Origin of the sequence: Enterococcus sp. AZ048 (assembly GCF_051715125.1) — a bacterium.
Lineage (GTDB): Bacteria > Bacillota > Bacilli > Lactobacillales > Enterococcaceae > Enterococcus_A > Enterococcus_A gilvus.
The window spans coordinates 515,243-534,596 of record NZ_JBIOTD010000001.1 but is presented as its reverse complement, the minus strand read 5'-3'; the positions used below and the strand labels follow the sequence as shown (position 1 = coordinate 534,596).

Sequence of the window (19,354 nt, the reverse complement as noted above, 5' to 3'; positions counted from 1 at the left end):
TTTAATTTACGAGTTTTGCGTACCGATGTAAACACTTCCATTTTCCAACTCATTTGGCAATCACTAGTAAAGCGTTTTCCTAATGAACTGCCAAATTATTTGGAAAACGGCTGGACGGCAGAACGATTTCAATCTTTTCTTCTATATTGTATGATTGGGTTAAGTACCGGAGGTGAACCAAGTGTCAAAGCTTGCTTATCAACGATTAGATGACCTATTAGAATTATTAGCCAAACAAACGACCCCGCTGCCGATGAAAGAGTTAGCCAAAAGCTTCTCTATCTCTGAGCGAACGGTGCGAACAGATATTGCCAATCTGAACGATCTCTTGCGCAATGTCGGTGCTGCCGTGACATTGGTTCGGGGACAAGGGTATTTGCTGACCGTTCTTTCCAAAGAACAGTTCACCGCATGGTGGCAGGAAAGCATGACCTCCGCCGATTCGTTCCTCACGACTAGCGAAGAGCGGCAGGCGTATTTACTTTTCCTTCTATTTAAGAATGAAAACCCTTTATCATTGGATGACTTTCTAGATCAGCTATTTATTAGTAAAAATACATTTTATTCCTATTTGAAAACTGCACGAGACAACTTGATGACGTATCAGCTAAAAGTCATCAATCGCCCAAATATCGGATTTGAAGTGTTGGGAAACGAATTCGCGAAGCGGCAAGCCATCAGTGACCTGTTGATCGAAAAGGACCTGCAGGAATATTTAATTGGCTTCACGGAGATGGAATTGGCATTATTTGACACGATTGATCTCGATTTGTTGCAGACGCTAGAGCTCAACGATCTCGCACCGTTAGAGCTGTTGGATTCAGATTATTACCATAAAAATATTCTTTCTCACTTTGCCTTAGCACTCAGCCGCTTTTTATCTGGGCATCCCATCACGGAGTTTCCTTTACGTGTGCCGACCCTTAAACGACATGCCAAAGAGGCGCTTTGGCATTTCTTGAACGAGATCGACCGCGCCTACGATGTCCAGCTGACGGAAGGAGAAAAAGATTACTTCACCTATTATTTAGCATTGAATGCGCCTCGTCTGGTCGAAACAGAATCCACAAGCAAGTCTTCCACTGAAACGGCCCAGGCCATCGTAAGTGAACTGCTTCATGCCATCAAACGAACCTCTAATTTTGATTGGCTCGAAGACAAAATGCTGGTGGAAGATCTGACTTCCCACATTGAAGGCTTTATCAATATGAACCTGATGGAGGCGCGACGCAGCAATCCGTTGCTGGAAACGATCAAAAAATCGTTCCCGCAAGCCTACGATCTTTGTTTGACACATCTAGAAACCCTTGGCAAAAAACATGGGCTGTATTTTTCTCAAGATGAGGTCGGCTATATCGCCCTCCACATTGCCGGCGCAATGGAGAGAAATTCCATTAGTCATCATCGAAAATACCGTGTGATCCTCGTCTGCGGAACAGGTCGTGCGATGAGTCGAATCATCGAAGCCAAGATCAAGAAACACTATCAGGAGACCATCGAGGTCGTGGATCGCGTCTCCTATGTCGAGCTCCAACAATGCGACCTGACAACGGTGGACTTTGTCATTACGACAGTGCCGTTGGAGCAATTGAGTGTGCCCCACATCTACATCAATATGGCGACCTTAGATAAGGAGATCGGCAAGATCGAACCCTTCATCCAACGCTTTGATGAAGCAAACGGCGAGATTTTTTCCTTGTTTCAAGAGGCCTTCTATTTCCACGGAGATGTCGAAAACAAAGAACGATTGCTGAAAAAAATGACCCTACAGCTCGTGGATAAAGGCTACGTGCCTGCTTCCTTCCACGACAGCATCATGAAGCGTGAGGCAATCAACCAAACCAATATCAACGAATGGTTGGCGATCCCTCACCCGATGTCGCTCCTAGCCAAACAATCCGCCGTTGCCGTCGCAGTCATTCCAAACGGGGTTGATTGGGGAAACGGAGATCTGGTAAAATTCGTCTTCCTTTTTGCCATAAGCAAAGAAGATTACGAAGATACCGAAGAAATCTATAGCCTGATACTAGAGTTTATGGAACGAGAAGAGATCCAGCAAGCCCTCTTGCAGCAAAGCGATTATCCCCATTTTTTAACACAAATCAAGACATTATAAAAGGAGCGGGGAAAATTCCCCGCTCCTTTTAGTTCAATGCTTTTTTGATGACCCGCGCAGCTTCTACTGGATCTTCTGCGTTCAAGATCCCGCTGCCGACGATCACGATATCCGGTTTCAGCGCAACATATGCGTCAATGGTCTCACTGTTGATGCCTCCCGCTACAGCCACCTGTGCTTTTTTCGCATAGTGTGTCAATTCTTTTAAGTCTTCCAAGGGGGTTCGTCCCGCGTGCTGCTGGTCTGCTCCCGTATGGACCGCGAGAACATCTACTCCAAGTTCTTCAAGCATCGGCACACGCTCGGCAACATTCTGGACACAAATCAGATCCACCATCACCTGCCGCTCTTGTTTTTGCGCCTGTTCCACGCAGCCTTTGACCGTCAGCATATCCGTGATTCCTAAAACCGTCACATAATCTGCTCCCGCATCATAGGCCAACTGCGCTTCATAGGCACCTGCGTCCATAATTTTCGCATCACATAAGACCTCCAATTCTGGATAACTTTCTTTGATCTGGCGAACCGCCTCACGCCCCGCGTCGATCAAAAAAGGGGTTCCAACTTCCACGATATCGACATAGGGATGAAGCACCTTCAATGCTCCTAAGGCTTCGGACAAACTTAATTCATCCATTGCTAGTTGCAATTTCATTTTCTTTTCCTCCTGTTTCGTTTGAACCACGACCGGTTTCTTATTTTCATATCACCAACGAGACTGCCTACTCTAGATTCGCGTGCTTTTCAAACGCCCGATCCGTTGGTATTTTTTGTTCTAACGCTAATTCAACGATCAAAGAATCGGCCAATAATAAGACCGCTTCTTCAAACATACTGCCTCCTGGGAGAATGCCTTTTTGATTTGTTTCGCTCTCTGGGCGCTTATCAGTATATGCGGGAATCTTGACCACACCCGTAGATAACCGTGCCAGCGTTGACTCTGGAAAAATCGTGAAGCTGACGATTTCTCCGCCGATTTCGCGCGCTTTCTTCGCTGTTTGGACCAACGAAGACGTCTCCCCCGAAGCACTGGCAAGAATCAAAAGATCCTCAGGCAAGAAAGCCGGCGTCGTCACTTCTCCCACGACATAGACTTCATAGCCCAAGTGCATCAATCGCATCGCGAATCCCTTTAGCATCAATAACGAGCGGCCCGCGCCTGAGACAAAAATCCGCTTCGCCTGACTGATGCCCTCAACCAATCGATCCATCTGACGTTGATCGACTTTTTTCAACGTGCCCGCCAGCTCCAGTGCCGCGGTATACGCGACCTCTTTGGTTTCCATGTTATTCGCCTCCATTTTTATAGCTCGCCGCAAACAAATCCAGTTTTCCAACAATGTTCAATTGATCGATCCCTGCAGGCACTAGGATCGTTTCCCCTTTTGAGACTGCCACGTCGTTCACCGTGCCCGCGCCATCCACTACAGTAATGAAGGCAAAACGATCCAGACCGTAGTTTCCTTGATCCTTTGTTTTGATTCGACTCAAACTGTAGAGTCCTGCCTCGTCCCAATAATCAGTGATCTCACAGCCCATTTTTTCATAAGGCGCTACCCAGACAAAGCCTTCTGACGTATCAGGCACCAGCACATTGTCTAGTACCTTCTCGATGTGCAGCTCCCTTTTTGCCCCTGTATTCGGGTCTACTCGGTCATAATCGAACAGTCGATAGGTCAAATCGGCATTGCGGGAAATATTGTACGTCAGTACATCGCGATTGATCGCATGAAGTGTACCTGCAGGGATGTCGATAAAATGATCCTTCTTGGCCGGCAGGTATTTCAACAGCTTTCCCCAGTTGCCTTCTTGTGCCCACTGCGCAAATTCTTCTTTGGTTTTCGCGTGGTGTCCAAACTCGATCTTGCCATCTGCCGGCGTATCTAGGATTACCCATGCCTCCGGTTTTCCACGCGAATGATCATGTGCCCATGCATACGCATCATCTGGATGAAGCTGAATCGACAAATCTGCCAGAGGGTCTAGCAAATTGACGCGAATCGGCAGCTCTTCCGTCTCACAATCAAACCAATCTGGACATTGTTTGTATAGCTGAGACAATGTCAGATCCGTCCCCGCTACAGAACAGTCCACTCCTCCGGGCAATGCAACCACATTGTATACTTCGCCGATTGGAAAAATATCCGTTTGATAATGAAACGTCTTCACCATTCGTTCGCCGCCCCACATTCGTGCTTCAAAGAAGGGTAAAATCTTTACTATTTGTTTTTCCATCAAAAACCAACCTTTCTATTTTGTTTTCTCTCACAAATCAAATTATACACACATTTTTTGTTTTATCAATAGAAACCAAAAAGAATAATTGGTTTTGACGGAAATTCAAAGATTTATATGCTATACTTTTTCCAGGAGGGATCATATGCGCGTAACCAGTGAAGAACGGAGAAACAAAATTCTCCACGAAGTCATGAATAAAAAAGAGGTCTCTATCAATGAGCTGGCCGAAACCTTTCACGTCACAACAGAAACGATCCGAAAAGACGTTAGCTTTCTCCAAGAAAAAAATCTACTAGCCAAAAAACACGGATCGGTCACGCTGACGAAGCCATTTTTAGAAAGTGAATTTTCCGTCAAAGAAAAACGACAATTAAACGAAAAAAACGCGATCGCAGAAAAAGCCTTAGACTTTATTCCGCAAAACGCGTCGCTCTATTTAGATACAAGCACCACTGTTTTACAATTGGCAAAATTATTAGTGATGCGGGATGATTTGACGATCGTCACGAACTCCCTGCAGATCAGCCAAATATTGGCAACTTCTGATAATCAGGTTCTGTTGACAGGCGGGCAGTTCCGAAAAAAGAGCAACTCCTACGTGGGTGCTTGGACATTACACGCGTTGCAAACAGTGAATCTGGACCTCGCTTTTCTTGGCTGTGACGGGTTCTCGAAAACCGGTCCCACCATTCGCTCCTACCAAGAGTTGGAGATCAAAAGCAGTGTGATCACCCATAGCAAGAAGAGTCTGATCCTCTGCGACAGTTCAAAGCTTGGGAATCAAGGGCTGTATACCTTCTCGGAATTCCAAACGATCGATATGGTACTGATGGAACGGCCGTTGACTGACGAAGAGCGTAGCGCTTTTCCAGAAGAGGTTTTATTTTATTCGCAAAATTAAAAAAACGTGGGCGATTATCGCTCACGTTTTTGCTTTACTTCATCGCCTTCAGCACATCTGCTGTCGAAGCGACTTGTCCTAGCTTCACAAATAATTTATCAAAAAAGATGCGATGCAGCTCCGCGTCGCGATCGGCGCAGGCATCTTCTACGATAATGACTTTGTAACCGTGTTGGTAGGCATCCAAAGCTGTCGCATACACGCCATTCGTCGTGGCTACGCCAGTCAGCAGGATCGTATCCACCTTTCGCCGCCGCAGTTGCACATCCAAATCGGTCCCAAAGAAAGCGCCTGGATTATGCTTCATGATCTTAAGAACATTTTTCGCATCCGCATCCTGCGCGATCGGCATTACAGACTCTGTAAATACAGACGGAATATCCGCATAGGTCTTCCCGCTGCCTTCAGGGTTCAATAGCTGCATCGTGGTGGGATCGACAGTCACGAGGGTCACCCAGCCTGCTGTATTTTTCATCGCTGCGGCTAATTGATTGTTTTTTTCTACTACTTCTGACGCAGAATACGGCTGCAGCTCGCCAGTCCCCATAATGCCTTTTTGCAGATCGATCACAACTAACGCCGTTTTTGCTAACTCTAATTCCTTCATCAAACAAACACTCGCTTTCTAAAGCTGACATACTTTTGCCATTATCTCTTTTTCTGCCAAATTTTTCAAAACATAAACAAAAAAGGAGTCACACAAAACAATAAACAAGCGCCCAGAAAAATTTTCCGCGCACTTGTTTTCAATCTGTATACTTTTCGATAAATTCTGCTAACGAGTTTATATCATTTGTGGATAATGTCCCGATTTTCTTTGGGCTAAAATTTTCCAGATCAAAACTTGCTGACTCGCCAATATCTATCCACGACGGCTTGTTTAGCCCTGCTTCTTTCCAGTCTTTGATCTTGTAATATCGTTTCTGAATTTTAGCTGATTTCGTCGCGTATTTCGAAGTGATCCGAAATACTTTCACTCCTGAGTGCGTCCGTTGCACAAAGAGTGCGGGACGCATCTTCCCTCTTCCAGCAGCATCGTTAAAGGGTATGTATAGGATGAGTACATCATTTTGTCTAATCATCATCATCCAACCAATTGGCTATTTCGTCCATACTACGTAACTGTTTTGTCGGCACTTTGTCTACAGCCTTGGCTAGTCGGTTTTTGGCTTTTTCCCGTTCAGTCAATGCAAGTGAAAAGGGCACTTCGCCTTGTGCAGCGACTCTTTTGTACAATGCTGTGATCAGTACTGTTGGATTCATTCCTAAATCCTCTAAAACAATTTCTACTTCTTGTGCTAGTTCTTTATCAATATTGACCTGCACTTTCTTCTTTTCATTATGTTTATTTTTCACTTCCATTATGAATCACCTCACACTCCTATTATACTACCGGAAGTATAATTTTTGAATGCTTTCAGGAGAAATAATCGACCTCACGCTTGCTCAGTCAAGAACTGATAGATCGCCCCAATCAAATTGGCTTGATCCAAAAACCTACAGGGCATAATGTCGGCTGATAATTCCTTCGCGCCATTTTTTGTCAATAAGTGCTGTACGCGTTCTTCGAGGTTCGGCAATAAATCGTCCCGTGTCGAAATGCCGCCGCCGATCAGCACGCGATCAGGGTCTAACGAAATCAACACGTTATAGATGCCCATGCTTATCGCCTGATAAAAGCGCTCGATTTGTTCTTGTGCCAACGCTTCTCCCGCTGCTGCGAACTCAAAAACATCTTTGCTGGTATACTTTTTGCCGTCTGCTTTGATTTTCGAGTAACGTTTCGCCATCATCACAGGGCTCCCTAACTCGCTCAAGGTCTCCAGCGTGTCGTAGTTCAGTATCTGATAGCCAAATTCGCCGCCAAACAAATGCGCACCTGTTCGCAGCTTTCCATTCAATGCGATACCGCCGCCGATCCCCGTGCCAATGATCATCAGCGCGACCGATTCCAGTCCTTTCCCATTACCTTGCCAGATTTCAGCTAATGCGGCACAATTGGCATCGTTTTGAAAGGAGACAGGCATTCCTAAAAAGGCTGCCAATTCTTTTTTTATCGGAAAGCGATGGAGGTACGCCACCGCACTCACCCCATAGATGACACCCTCGTCTGCATCCACTGCTCCCGGAGCACTGATCGCGACGCCCTCGGTGATCTCATAGCCTTCCACCAACGATTTTAAATACGCTTTCATTTCTTCCCATGTTTTCGGGGTAGCAAAGCTGGGCAGCTCCGTCAATTGTTCCTGTTCCCATATTCCGGCTTTCACGGACGAGCCGCCGATATCGATGGCTAATAGTTTTTGGGTCATTGGTTTTCCTCCTGTATCTTTCTAGCTCAAATTTTATCGGAGTCTTCCCCTCAGAGCAATCTTTTCCATCTGCGAAAAAACAAATTCCAACAAAAAAACCAACCGCTGCCGATTGGTTTTGTTTGTCTATTTATACTAAGCGATCCACGTCATAGGAAAAGCCGTTTTCGTCGCTGAGTTTTTTATAAAACTCGCCGCTTTTCTTGATAGTGCGTTTTTGTGTTTTCAGATCAAGCGACACTAGGCCATAGCGATTCTTATAGGCGTTGATCCATGACCAGCAGTCAATGAAGGTCCACAAATGGTAGCCTTTGATGTTGCAGCCGTCTTCGATTGCTTTCCATAGATAGGCTAAGTGGTCTTGAATGTATTCGATCCGATAGTCATCGATGACTTGCCCTTGCTCATCCATGAAGCGTTCTTCATTGGCAACACCCATGCCATTCTCGGAAATGAAGGCCTCAATATTGCCGTAATTGTCTTTGATATCCATACAGAGATCATGGATGCCTTTTTCATAGATTTCCCAACCGCGGTATTCATTCATGCGACGGCCCGGCATCACATGGTTTTCGAAGAACCAGTCTGGTAAAAACGGTCCTTCTGGGTTGATCGCGGTCAAGCGTGCCTTCACGCGTTTTGGCTCATAGTAATTCAAGCCTAAGATTTGAGCCGTATTTTCTTTGATGCAGTCTAAATCATCTTCTGTATAATCCGCAGGCAACTGGTCGTATTCCCGTAGAAGAGCGATCAGTTTTTCTGGGTAGATTCCTTTGACCATTGGATCTAAAAAGCTGCGTACATGGAACAGATCGGCAATCTCTGCGGCCTTCACGTCTGCTGGGTTTTGACTCCGAGGAAACGTAGGGCTTAAGTTCAAGATGACCCCGATCTTGCTATCTAGTTGATGCTTTTTATGGGCGGCGATCGCTTTGGCATGGGCTAAGATGGTGAAATGTGCAGCCTGCGCTCCGCGCTTGAAATCGATGATATTCGGATAATGAAAGTCTTCTAAATACGAACCCAAAATGGGGCCCAACGGTTCGTTAAAGGTGAACCAATGATAAACCAGATCCCCGAATTCTTTAAAGCACGTGTCCGCAAAATGCACATAGGCGTCCACGACTTCTCGTGATTCCCAGCCACCCTTATCCTGCAGCGCTGCCGGCATATCAAAATGATACAAGTTCGCAAAAACCTTGATGCCGTTTGTCGTCATCTCTGTGAATAGGTCACGGTAAAAGGCGATCGCTTTGGGATTGACTTCCCCAACGCCATCCGCTGGAAACATGCGCGCCCATGAGATCGAGACACGGAAGGAATTATGCCCCGTCTGTTTCATTAGCTGGACGTCTTCCTTGTATCGATGGATATGATCCGTCGTCGTTTCTGAACTGATTCTTTGATAAAAGCGGTAAGGCTGCTCTTTGTACCAGCGCTCCCACACGGTTTCTGCTTTTCCTGTTTCTCCACGACCTTCTGATTGTTCAGCCGACCAAGCGGAGCCCCACCAAAAATCCTTTGGAAATGTTAAGTGTTGTGTCTTCATAATATCCTCCTCTTGTTGAATGCCATTCCATCATAACATCGCTTACAATAAAATGAAATAGATTTTTTATTAAAAATATATACTTTTATACAAAATGGATTCTTTTCACCGTAAAAGCATTGCGTAAACCCGATAAAAGTATATAATTATTTATATCTTTTACTGGGAACAAGGAGGTTGAAATGAAAAAGAACGCAAAATATATGGAAATCTACTTAGATGTAAAACGCAAGGTCGAGGACGGGACCTATGCGATCGGGGAAAAATTGCCTTCTGGTGCTGAGTTGGCTGAACATTATGACACCAGCAAGCTGACGGTTAAAAAGGGCCTGGATATGCTCGTCTCTGAAGGCGTCCTCCATAGTCGCAGCGGATTTGGCACCGAAGTGCTTCGCAAACCGATCGACAATTCAAAGGTTTTTGGCCCTAGTGAAGGCCTGATGAGCGTCGTAGGAGAAGAACATGTTGATTCAGAGATCCATACCTTTTCTATCGAGCTGCCTTCTAAAAAAGTCGCGGAAAGCTTGCAGTTGAGCGAAAAGGATTATGTTTACAACATCGTCCGCAGTCGTTTTGTGGATCAGAAGCCGTATTCCTTGGAGCAAACCTTCATGCCTCTTTCGATCATTCCGGGACTGGAACCGAAGCATCTCAAAAAATCGGTCTATTCCTATATCCGAGACGAGCTCCATCTAGAGATCAATGCTTCTCATGTATGGATGAAGGGGGTTTTGGCAAACGCCTTCGATGCGAAAATCTTAGGGATCAATGCTGGGGACTTCATGATCGAGATTGAAAAAAGTGTTTCCTTAGCCAATGGCACTCCTTTTGAATATTCAATCACTCGCCATTTGTATCAAGACTTTATTTTTGAAGCCGTATTTATGGAAAACTAATCGGAAGAGCTGAGTCTTTCAGCTCTTTTTTTCTGCCTATTTCGATAAAAGTATATATTTTTAAAAAAAGTTGTTTACTTTTACGTGAATCCGTTTTATTATTTAATCAAGGTAAGTGCTTACACTAATTTTTCTAAGGGTACTGGGTCAGAACCTGCTCTAGTATTGAAAACACAAAAAGGAGAATCTATCGTGGAGAACAAAAACAAAAAGGAACAAATTTTTGAACGCTTTGGCATCATCGCGACAAAATTGGGCAATCAGATCCACATGAGGACATTACGTGACGCCTTTGCGACATTTATGCCGTTCATGATGCTCGCCGGCTTCGTGACGCTGATCAACTACGTCATTTTAGAGCCGACAGGATTTATGGGGAAAATCGTCAACCCCGCTACCCTGACGAAAGTTCAGGAAATCGGGATGTCTATCGCCAACGGGACATTGAGTATCACAACGATATTGGTCGTCGCTGCAGTTTCTTATCATATGTGTGTCAGCAGAAATTATACCAATCATATTGCAGCCGTCTTAGTATCCATCTCAACATTTATGGTGTTGACACCGATGAAAATGATGTTCACGCCTGAAAACGCGACAAAAGCAATCGAAGTGACCGGTGTGATCCCAGGTTCATACACCGGAGCATCTGGAATGTTCGTAGGGATCTTTGTTGGGTTATTGGCAACAGAACTCTTTATCAAGTTGTCCACCAATGAAAAATTGCAGATCAAATTGTCTGGAAATATTCCGCCAGCCGTCTTGAAGTCCTTCAACGTATTGATCCCGATCATGATCACGGTCACAGGCTTTGCGATTTTGTCTTTTGCAGTCAATCAATTGTTCAACATGGACGTAAACGGTCTGATCACCAAAGCGATTACAGGGCCATTGAGTCATGTAACGACTGGTTTGCCGGGATTCGTCTTGATCACGTCGATCGCGAATCTGTTCTTCGGCTTCGGAATCCACCAAGCCGTGATCTCAGGTTCATTGCTTGATCCGTTCTTGCTGCAAAACATGCAGGAAAATATGGCGGCTTACGCAAACAAAGAGGAGATTCCTCACATCATCAACATGGCCTTTAAAGATACTTTTGCTGTAATGGGCGGTTCTGGAAATACGATCGCTTTATTGATCGCGATCTTTATTTTCAGTCGCCGGAAGGATTACAAAGACTTTGCGAAGCTGTCTGTGACGCCAGCTATTTTCAATATCAGCGAGCCGATCATCTTCGGATTGCCGATCGTCTTTAATCTAAGTCTGATCATTCCATTTGTCTTGGCACCGATCTTCTCATTGGTCACTGCTTATTTTGCGACTGCCGCTGGGTTGATCAATCATGTCGTCGTTCAGATTCCTTGGACGACCCCGCCGATCATCTCTGGTTTCTTAGCAACTGGCGGCGATTGGCGTGCCTCTGTCCTGCAAGTACTGATCATCGCCGTCAGCGTCTTCATCTACTTGCCCTTCTTACGCATTGATGAACACGTCACCGCGAAAATGGCACAAACAGAAGCAGAAACAGCCAAACAATAAACAAAAAAAAGCGATCCCCTTTTGTTGGGGATCGTCTTTTTTTGTTTAATAAGCGCCAGATATCGAGCCGTTTGAGAAGTCAAAGGACGTGCCTTTGAAGGATGGGAAGCCGTTGTTGGTTACATCGGCCCCATTTCTCAAGACCTTCAAATTGCGAATCCTGACTGGTGTATTCGTCGTATCATGTAAAATGTACGCGCCGCCGCCAGGGCTCAAGGTGGTTTTATATTGACCGACCAGCTTGTTGTTCACAAATGTCTGCATATAGCCAGAAGCAAAATATTTCACGCGTAAATGGACCGATTGCCCATTGTTGATCCGCGGTGCGTTCGTATTGACTGAGTAATACTGTTGACCCGTCACGCCTGAATTTGCCGGGAAATTGATATTGGTCGTATTGATCCTGCCTTGGGCAAAGTTCGCATCTGAACCTGCTTGATAATGAAGGCTGATCCCGATCTGACCGCACGCTTTCCCATTTCCGGCGATCACGAATTGTGTTTCATAGTCGCTTTTGTTCCCTGTCATCGCCACATCTGCTGAAAAGTCCACTGTCGCATTGCCGCCTAGATTGGCTTGATCAAAGGGCTTATTGGAATACAAATAGCGATACGATCCTGGCTGTCCTTGTTCAACGCCGCCGACACCCGTGATGTTCACATCGACTTTTCTTGGAGGAACGCCTTGGTTCGAGTTGCCGCCGCCGGGATTTCCAGTAGATGCTTTTGTCGAATAGAAGCCGACGCCTTCATACCGCCAGCCCACCTTTACTAGATGGTCTTTTTCATACGCATGCAGCGTATAATGGTGTGTGCCGGTCTTCGCATTCGGATTGTAGAGTCGGTACACAGGAATGTTCCCGCCAGACTGCCACGAGATTCCTTCGTAGCGCCAGCCGACTTTGACTAAGTGATTTTTCTCGTTTGCGTTCACCGTGTAATGGTGATCACCGCCGTTGTTCGGGTTGTACAACCGATAAACAGCCGCCCCTTTTGCCGGTGTCTCCCACGCAGTGCCTTCATTGCGCCAACCCACTTTGACTAAATGATTCCGCTCATTCGTATTTTCTGTGTAATGATGTTCCCCTGAATTCGGGTTATAGACCCTTAACAAGGTTCCTGCCTCTGCATTTTCAGCATGGACGAGCATCGAACCGCCAATCAAGACCGCTGATGCAACAAAAAATTTCGCTACCCATTTCTTCATGATCCTTTTCTCCTTCACGTTTGATTTTTCATTTGGTCCTACCAATCAACTCACGAAACAATAAACACCTGCTTCCCATTTTTATTATGAAGAAAAACGTTCTCTGCTGCTTATATCCCCTTGTGCATACGATTATTCTGTTTAAATAATAATATTTTTCATTATTATTGATTATACGCTTTCTCAGCCAAGGTTGCCATATAAAAGATATTTCGTTATTTATATAAAAAATAAAAAATTTGCTGTCTTATAAATAGGTCTGTTTGATCTGCTCCGCGGCGTTCTTGGCTCCTTTTGCGTGCATCATCAACTGCTGCATCTCTCGTGCTTTTTCTTGCACCTCGCCGGTACTCAAACGACGGATGCAACGATCCAATGTTTGAGGGGCCAAGCGATTGGGCGGAAGCGCGATGGCGTTGCCAAAGGCTTCACAGTAGGCGACATTGACTTCTTGTTCATACTGCAAGCCGATGCCGACAAAAGGTTTTCCAGAAGCGCAAGCGGTCTGCACGGTCCCCTCTCCGCCATGGATCACCGAGAAATCGACGTGCTTCGATAATTCAAACGCCGGCAGCCAATCAAACACATGGATGTTGCGGGCGGTAGGCGTGTCTTCAAGATAGCTTTTGATCGGCGCGATCACTTCAAATTCAGTCGTTTCAAAGTAGCGCAGCATCTTTTCAATCAGCGAACACTCGCCCGAACTGCCCATCGCAAAATACACTACTTGCTTCTTCTTTCTGCGGGCTGTCTCGATCACTTGAAGGGCGCGCTCGGGGATTTCATAAGGCAAATGGGCGTATATCGGACCGACAGAACGATAATCAGCGGGAAAATCCAGCTCTGCCGTGAAAGCGGGCAAGGTCGTGATCAAATTCAGGTCGCCATCCAGCATCTCCAATGTATATTTAGGCAATTTTAGGTCGTAGTGTTGAGCCGCTTTTTTGAAGGCTCTAGGTTTCCACGTCAGCCGCTTCGACACTTCAAGAAAACCATGCCAAAGAAGCTTCCCTGGAAGGTACGTCTTCTTCAGTTGGCTGGGGATCACACAAGCCGACCTATGATTCATATGCGGACGGGACAGCGCCACGGGTTTTACATAAACGAGAGGAATCTCCTTGATCCGAGCCGACAAGAAAATGGTGACATTGCTGCCGGTCACAATGACCGAAGGGGTCGTCTGCTGGATCAGCCTCTCTTCACTAGCCACACGTTCAGCGACGATCGTTTCTGTGAAAGGATTTTTCAAGCTCTTTCCCTGATCGAAGGCCATGATCGCTGCTTCTTGCTGAGCCGTCCATTTAGGGCTCAGCAAAGAACATTCAAAGCCGACCTCTTGGATCAGCGGTGAATACCTTTCGGAAAACCCGCAAAATATACAGTTATATTCCTGACGCAGCACCTTCGCGATCTCGATCATGCGGGTCGTCTCTGCTAAATTGAATGTCGCTGGTGCAAAAAGAATCGTCTTTACCATCGATTTCCCTTACTCAGCCAGCGCTTGCTCGACGGCCTTTTGAGAATGGATCTCCGTCGTATCAAATACAGGGATCGCTGCATCCGCTTGCTGGATCAATAAGCCGATCTCGGTACAGCCCAAAATCACCCCTTCTGCTCCCGCCGCGATCGCTTCCTCTATCACTGAAACGAACATGGCCTTCGATTCAGACACGATTTTTCCATGACACAGCTCCTCGAAGATAATCTGATTCATCGTGTCGATCTCCGCCTCATTCGGAATCCATACCTCCATTCCGCTATCGATAAGCCGCTTTTTGTAAAAATCCTGCGTCATTGTATATTTCGTCCCTAACAAAGCCACCTTTTTGATTCCCTTCACCTGCAATTCAGCAATCGTCGCATCTGCAATATGCAAAATTGGAATCGTTAAATAGTCGGCGATCTGCGGCGCGACTTTATGCATCGTATTGGTGCAGATCACCAAAAAGTCAGCGCCTGCCTGCTCCAAACGTTGGGCCTCTTTCCCGAGGATCTCACCGCTTTTTTCCCATTCATTCGCCGCCTGACACCGTTCGATCTCTTCAAAATCCACACTTGCCAATTTGATCTTTGCTGAATGCAGCCCCCCAAGGGTTTCATTCATCAATTCATTGATCCGCGTATAATAGGTCACTGTGCTCTCCCAGCTCATGCCACCTAATAATCCAATCGTTTTCATCCTGCCACCTCTTCTTTTATAATTATTTCTTCATTATAGCAAGAAACAGGCCGCTGATCCTATTTTTTCAGTCGCAAAAAAAAGCCCGATCCTTCGAAGGATCGGACTTTCTGGATCAAGCAGACATCTGCATGGATTGATCCAAGGCTTCTTCTAACTGTTTGTATTGTTCTTCTGTTAAATACGGTTTGTAGGTCCGTTTGAGCTGGTCGATCTGAGTTTGTGTTAATTGTGTTTGCCCACTTCGGATGGCCTCAAGCAAATCATTGAAGTCTTCATCTGAAATGAGGGAACTCCCTTCTTTTGTCGTAGAAAAGATTTTTTCCACTTCTTCGGTCGAGACCGTGTCGGCTTTTTTCGGAAGCGCAACGCTCTTGTCCGAATTTTTTGCTTGATTCTCGATCTTCACATCCGCAGATACAGTAGTCCCATTGTTCTTAGCCGCTAGCTTCAACGTTGTTTTTTGCGTATTTTTCTTCGTGTCGATGGTGACCGTTTGCTCGTACTTGGTTAGGTCATCAAGCTTTTTCTCCAAGTCTTTAGCCGTTTTCTTCTCATCGGAATTGCCGTTTTCTTTGGCATATTTGATGAACCCTTGAATATCCTTCTTAGTAAAGGTCCGTGTGATCGTGTCGTCCTTTTTCTCAAAAGAATCAGAGTCCAAGGTTTCCGCGTACTCTCTAAAGAGCTTCGAATTGAACCCTCCGCTGACCACATCCGTATTCGCCTTGTTGGCCCCTTTGTCCTCCAAGTCCTTCTCTTCGATATGGATATATTTCCCCTTCAGCTTCTGAAGGTCACTTTCATTGATCGGCGCCTCAGAGCCAAATTCTTTCGCGATTTGACTGATCTCAGACAACATCTCGGTACTCATATACAATGATTTTTTCTTTTGATCCATGAAGAATTTCACTGGAACCTTTTGACCCAACAGCTCAACATTCATCGACATCTCAAGCAATTCTTTCTCGTCATCCTTGAGATACTCTCCAGAGATTTTCGTTCCATTGATCATTTTAGCTGCCATCTCCATCGATGCTCGCGCAGGGGCATCAGCTTCATCGCCACCCTTGATCTCGACATTGTCGATCACCAGAGAATAGTTGCCCGCATTCATTTTGCTTTGTTCCGCCAGTGCCTCAGAAAATTCATCCTGAGTCGGCTTTTTGCACCCGGCAAAAAGGACCAAAGCGAAGGCCAATCCTATTATCACTCTATACTTTTTCATCTTATTCTCTCCTTTACGAGGGGATATTCTTTCTCCAACAAAAAGCTTTTCTTAATCATATAGGTAGCGTTTCGTTAATACAAATATTTCTTGCTGAAATACTCAACTTTTTTTATAAATGAAGAATCCGCAGACTTTTTTAATAGCACATTAAAAGAGTCCACGGATTATTTTTGTTTTATTTAAGAGGTTTAATGATTTAATTCTTTTATTTTCTCAATTGTTTTTCGTTGTACAGAATTTTTTGCATTTGTTAGAACAGCAATCAAGTTGGCTTCTTCATGATTTTCATCATAAGCATGCCCGATACTTTGGATATAACTTTGCCTTAATTCACTTGCCACATTTACTTTGACGACATTATAATCTTTCATACGTTTCAATTCTTCCGGAGAGATACCTGAGCCTCCATGAATAACTAAAGGAACTGGTGATTCTGAAGCGATTTTCTCTAATAATTCAAAATCAATACAAGGCTCTTCATCCATTCCGTGAACATTCCCTACAGAAACTGCTAATAAATCACAACCGGTCCGCTCAACAAATTCTTTCACTTGTTTTGGATTAGTTTTACAATCTGCCTCACTAACATGGTCATCTTCTTTTCCTTTGATTGCTCCTAATTCCGCCTCAACAGTTACTCCGTAGGCTTTTGCAAACTCAACGGCAGCTTTGGTATATCGAATATTTTCTTCAAAATCAAATTCCGCGCCATCAATCATCACTGAATTGAATCCTGCTCTCACCGCTGCCTTAAAATCGTCCAGCTTTTTCCCGTGATCTAAATGTAAGGCAACTGGCGTGTCCATATTTCTTGCTTTTCGCTGAACCATTTCTACAATACCTTCATATCCAGCTAAACCAATATTGGACGGGGCAATTTGTATAAAACTAGGTACTTTTGTTTCTTCAATTGCTTCTAGTATCCCCACCGTTGTTTCCAGATTGGTCGTGTTAAAGGCTCCACCCATCACTTTTTTTTCTTGAATAAATCTAACTAACAGATTTCCATCTACTAATGGCATCTTTTCACTCCCTCTATATTCATCACTATTTTAACGCGTGCATCAAATCGGCTAATAATTCATTTTTATTTTCCGATAGAGCTAATGTACTGGATATTCCTGTTCCTTGTGCGCCTAATCGAAGCAATCGACGAACATCAGCCCCGCAAGTAATTCCAGCCCCCTCCATAATCAAAATATCAGGGTTTACTTCTCTAACTGCAGCGATGGTATCAGCAATATATGCCTCGTCGCTTAGTGTGCCGGTCCCTACTAAATGGTCTGGTTCACAAAGAATGATATCCGGGTCCATCAATGCTACTGCTCGTGATTCTTCGGGTGTATCTGCACACACGATCGTAATGATCCCTAGCTCTTTCGCGCGTGTGATAGCCATACTTAGTTCTTTGATTGTTAACTGGTTCTCCATGTGGTTCAAGAATGTCGCCTGTACCCCGTTTGCTTTTAGGGATTCAAGCGGCGTTCTCCCCATTCCTCTTCCTAATCCCTTTGCATCCGCCGTCTGTGCCGTTACAATCACATGCTCAGTATTTTGAACGACATTCACTAATTCTGCAGCTGGTGCAACGAAAAAAATCGATGAGTGATGTTCTTTGGCGTACTGATCAGTCAGCATTGCTAATTCCAACAACTCATTGCCGACTAAATAAGACTTAGGACTAACAGTAAAAAAGGGAGGAGTTATTTCTTCACGTTTCATTTTTTTGTCTCCTTTCCTTTTGGATGATCGCATTTGAAAATTCTATAAATGATTGGTATTTTTTTTGGTACTTTGCAGTCAATTCTTTTTCTGGTACTATTTTTTTTAGCGGCGTAACAAGTTCTGGAAATTGATGGTGTCGGTGATAATAAGCAAGCATTGCCGCACCGCAACTAGCTTCGCGAGATTCTTGATTGACCTGAATCGTCATATCCAAGACGTTTGCAAATATTTTCGGCCAAAGCTGGCTTTTTGCTCCTCCACCAATCAATAAAACCTGTTTAAACGATCGATCGGAATGCATCTCTTGGATCAGTCTTTTAATAGCAAAGGCGACCCCCTCGTAAACCGCTAACGAAAAATCATTTTGTGTACTGGTCAAATCAATCCCATAAAATGCCCCGCTAAGATTGCTTTCAATAAATAAGGTTTTATCCCCACTTAAATAAGGGAAAAAAATTACTTTATTGTTTCCTAATTTTTTTTCCAACTCACATTCGAACTGAGTGACATTTTGTAAAATGATTTGGTTTGACCACCATTCAATCACCTTTGCACCACTTTGCAAGGCACCTTGAGTGACTATTCGTTGGTCGTCTTTCGAAATTTCAGCAAGAATGTTTTTCCCTTTAGCGAGCCATTCGTCCTTACTATTGGTTAAAATCACAACGCCAGATGTCCCTAAAGAAATGATTGGATCTTCATGCTTACTCTGATTCGCGATAGCTGAAGCAACATTATCGCCAGTTCCTATAATTACCGGGATCTGACTTTCTCCCTTTATCCCAACTAATGCTAAATTTAAGTTTCCTGCACTGCTGGATGCATATTGGACTTTCGGCAATAAAGTTGACGGCAGATGAAACATCTCCAGTAGTTCTCGTGACCATTCTTTTTTATGAACATTGAATAAGCTACTTGTAGATGCGTCGCAAAAATCAGTCGCCCACTCGCCTGTAAGAACAAGTCGAACATAGTCTTTTGCAATTAAAAGTTTGTCTAGCCGTTCATAATAATCTGGTTCATGCTCTTTCACCCATATTAAATTTGCTAATGGACTTCCCGTGGATACTATTTTTAAAATATTTTTAGTCTGTTCATTTTCTGGTAATTGGGCTTTGATTCTTTCTACCACGTCACCCGTGCGCTTATCGTTCCACATGATGGCTGGTCGAACCGGCTGATTGTCGCTATCTAAAAAAACAGTCGTGTGCATCTGCCCCGTGATCCCAATCCCCTTGACTTTCTGATAGGAAATAATGGAGAAAATCTCTCGTAACTGTTCAAGAACGATCTTCGACCAAGTAGATGGATCAATTTCCGTCCATCCATTTTCATTGATGATATACGCATATTTCTTATTTTTTTGGTCAATGATTTGAAACGCGTCATCATAAACCACGCTTTTTATTGATGTCGTTCCAATATCAATTCCGATAAAGTATTCCACAGTCGCATCCTTCAT

19 protein-coding genes are annotated in these 19,354 nt (G+C 44.5%); 4 read left to right on the top strand and 15 right to left on the bottom strand.

The features are described from left to right. The first annotated feature begins 181 nt into the window (after positions 1-181). Positions 182-2,116, top strand: a complete 1,935-nt coding sequence (locus tag IGI66_RS02715; protein WP_438847439.1) for a BglG family transcription antiterminator — start codon at positions 182-184, stop codon at positions 2,114-2,116. Between the two features lie 28 nt (positions 2,117-2,144). Here the strand turns inward: IGI66_RS02715 and hxlA are convergent, their stop codons facing one another. The 3 genes from hxlA to IGI66_RS02700 form a co-directional block, all read right to left on the bottom strand. Then, positions 2,145-2,771 (bottom strand): 3-hexulose-6-phosphate synthase, encoded by a 627-nt coding sequence (hxlA, locus tag IGI66_RS02710; RefSeq protein ID WP_438847437.1) that lies wholly within the window; start codon positions 2,769-2,771, stop codon positions 2,145-2,147. Between the two features lie 67 nt (positions 2,772-2,838). Continuing rightward, positions 2,839-3,402, bottom strand: a complete 564-nt coding sequence (gene hxlB, locus IGI66_RS02705; protein ID WP_438847435.1) for a 6-phospho-3-hexuloisomerase — start codon at positions 3,400-3,402, stop codon at positions 2,839-2,841. A 1-nt stretch (position 3,403) separates the two neighbouring features. Beyond that, on the bottom strand, positions 3,404-4,351 hold the full coding sequence (locus IGI66_RS02700) for a class I mannose-6-phosphate isomerase (protein WP_438847433.1): 948 nt from the start codon (positions 4,349-4,351) through the stop codon (positions 3,404-3,406). Positions 4,352-4,496: 145 nt separating this feature from the next. Here IGI66_RS02700 and IGI66_RS02695 point away from each other — a divergent pair, with 145 nt between their 5' ends. Beyond that, positions 4,497-5,255, top strand: a complete 759-nt coding sequence (locus tag IGI66_RS02695) for a DeoR/GlpR family DNA-binding transcription regulator (RefSeq protein WP_010781808.1) — start codon at positions 4,497-4,499, stop codon at positions 5,253-5,255. 34 nt (positions 5,256-5,289) lie between these two features. On the opposite strand, the gene IGI66_RS02690 is transcribed toward IGI66_RS02695, so the two are convergent. The 5 genes from IGI66_RS02690 to IGI66_RS02670 form a co-directional block, all read right to left on the bottom strand. Then, positions 5,290-5,862 carry an isochorismatase family protein gene (locus IGI66_RS02690; RefSeq protein WP_438847430.1) on the bottom strand — a complete coding sequence of 191 codons (573 nt, stop codon included), beginning with the start codon at positions 5,860-5,862 and terminating at the stop codon, positions 5,290-5,292. A 139-nt stretch (positions 5,863-6,001) separates the two neighbouring features. Continuing rightward, entirely contained in the window at positions 6,002-6,337 is a 336-nt protein-coding gene (locus IGI66_RS02685; protein WP_438847428.1) for a type II toxin-antitoxin system PemK/MazF family toxin, read from the bottom strand. Beyond that, a complete protein-coding gene (locus IGI66_RS02680) occupies positions 6,330-6,617 on the bottom strand; it encodes a type II toxin-antitoxin system RelB/DinJ family antitoxin (RefSeq protein WP_431378408.1) in 288 nt (95 codons plus the stop codon). The genes IGI66_RS02685 and IGI66_RS02680 overlap by 8 nt, the downstream gene beginning before the upstream one ends. Before the next feature lie 74 nt (positions 6,618-6,691). Further along, positions 6,692-7,567: an ROK family protein gene (locus IGI66_RS02675; protein ID WP_438847426.1), complete on the bottom strand. Its 876-nt coding sequence runs from the start codon at positions 7,565-7,567 to the stop codon at positions 6,692-6,694. 130 nt (positions 7,568-7,697) lie between these two features. Then, positions 7,698-9,116: a glycoside hydrolase family 1 protein gene (locus tag IGI66_RS02670; RefSeq protein ID WP_438847424.1), complete on the bottom strand. Its 1,419-nt coding sequence runs from the start codon at positions 9,114-9,116 to the stop codon at positions 7,698-7,700. A 182-nt stretch (positions 9,117-9,298) separates the two neighbouring features. Between IGI66_RS02670 and IGI66_RS02665 the strand changes: the two genes are divergently transcribed. Further along, complete coding sequence (locus tag IGI66_RS02665; protein WP_086306160.1) at positions 9,299-10,012, top strand: GntR family transcriptional regulator; 714 nt, start codon at positions 9,299-9,301, stop codon at positions 10,010-10,012. Between the two features lie 192 nt (positions 10,013-10,204). Next, positions 10,205-11,551: a PTS sugar transporter subunit IIC gene (locus tag IGI66_RS02660; RefSeq protein WP_044926008.1), complete on the top strand. Its 1,347-nt coding sequence runs from the start codon at positions 10,205-10,207 to the stop codon at positions 11,549-11,551. A 45-nt stretch (positions 11,552-11,596) separates the two neighbouring features. On the opposite strand, the gene IGI66_RS02655 is transcribed toward IGI66_RS02660, so the two are convergent. The 7 genes from IGI66_RS02655 to IGI66_RS02625 all read right to left on the bottom strand — a co-directional run bounded on the left by IGI66_RS02655 (position 11,597) and on the right by IGI66_RS02625 (position 19,354). After that, positions 11,597-12,757: a hypothetical protein gene (locus IGI66_RS02655; protein ID WP_438847421.1), complete on the bottom strand. Its 1,161-nt coding sequence runs from the start codon at positions 12,755-12,757 to the stop codon at positions 11,597-11,599. Between the two features lie 247 nt (positions 12,758-13,004). Then, positions 13,005-14,234 carry a glycosyltransferase gene (locus IGI66_RS02650; RefSeq protein WP_438847419.1) on the bottom strand — a complete coding sequence of 410 codons (1,230 nt, stop codon included), beginning with the start codon at positions 14,232-14,234 and terminating at the stop codon, positions 13,005-13,007. 9 nt (positions 14,235-14,243) lie between these two features. Next, positions 14,244-14,936 carry an aspartate/glutamate racemase family protein gene (locus IGI66_RS02645; protein ID WP_086306156.1) on the bottom strand — a complete coding sequence of 231 codons (693 nt, stop codon included), beginning with the start codon at positions 14,934-14,936 and terminating at the stop codon, positions 14,244-14,246. A gap of 115 nt (positions 14,937-15,051) precedes the next feature. Beyond that, positions 15,052-16,164 carry a hypothetical protein gene (locus tag IGI66_RS02640; RefSeq protein ID WP_438847417.1) on the bottom strand — a complete coding sequence of 371 codons (1,113 nt, stop codon included), beginning with the start codon at positions 16,162-16,164 and terminating at the stop codon, positions 15,052-15,054. A 191-nt stretch (positions 16,165-16,355) separates the two neighbouring features. Further along, on the bottom strand, positions 16,356-17,189 hold the full coding sequence (locus tag IGI66_RS02635) for a class II aldolase (RefSeq protein WP_114523897.1): 834 nt from the start codon (positions 17,187-17,189) through the stop codon (positions 16,356-16,358). 25 nt (positions 17,190-17,214) lie between these two features. Next, positions 17,215-17,889 carry a triose-phosphate isomerase gene (locus IGI66_RS02630; RefSeq protein WP_114523896.1) on the bottom strand — a complete coding sequence of 225 codons (675 nt, stop codon included), beginning with the start codon at positions 17,887-17,889 and terminating at the stop codon, positions 17,215-17,217. Further along, complete coding sequence (locus tag IGI66_RS02625) at positions 17,879-19,354, bottom strand: xylulokinase (RefSeq protein WP_114523895.1); 1,476 nt, start codon at positions 19,352-19,354, stop codon at positions 17,879-17,881. The genes IGI66_RS02630 and IGI66_RS02625 overlap by 11 nt, the downstream gene beginning before the upstream one ends.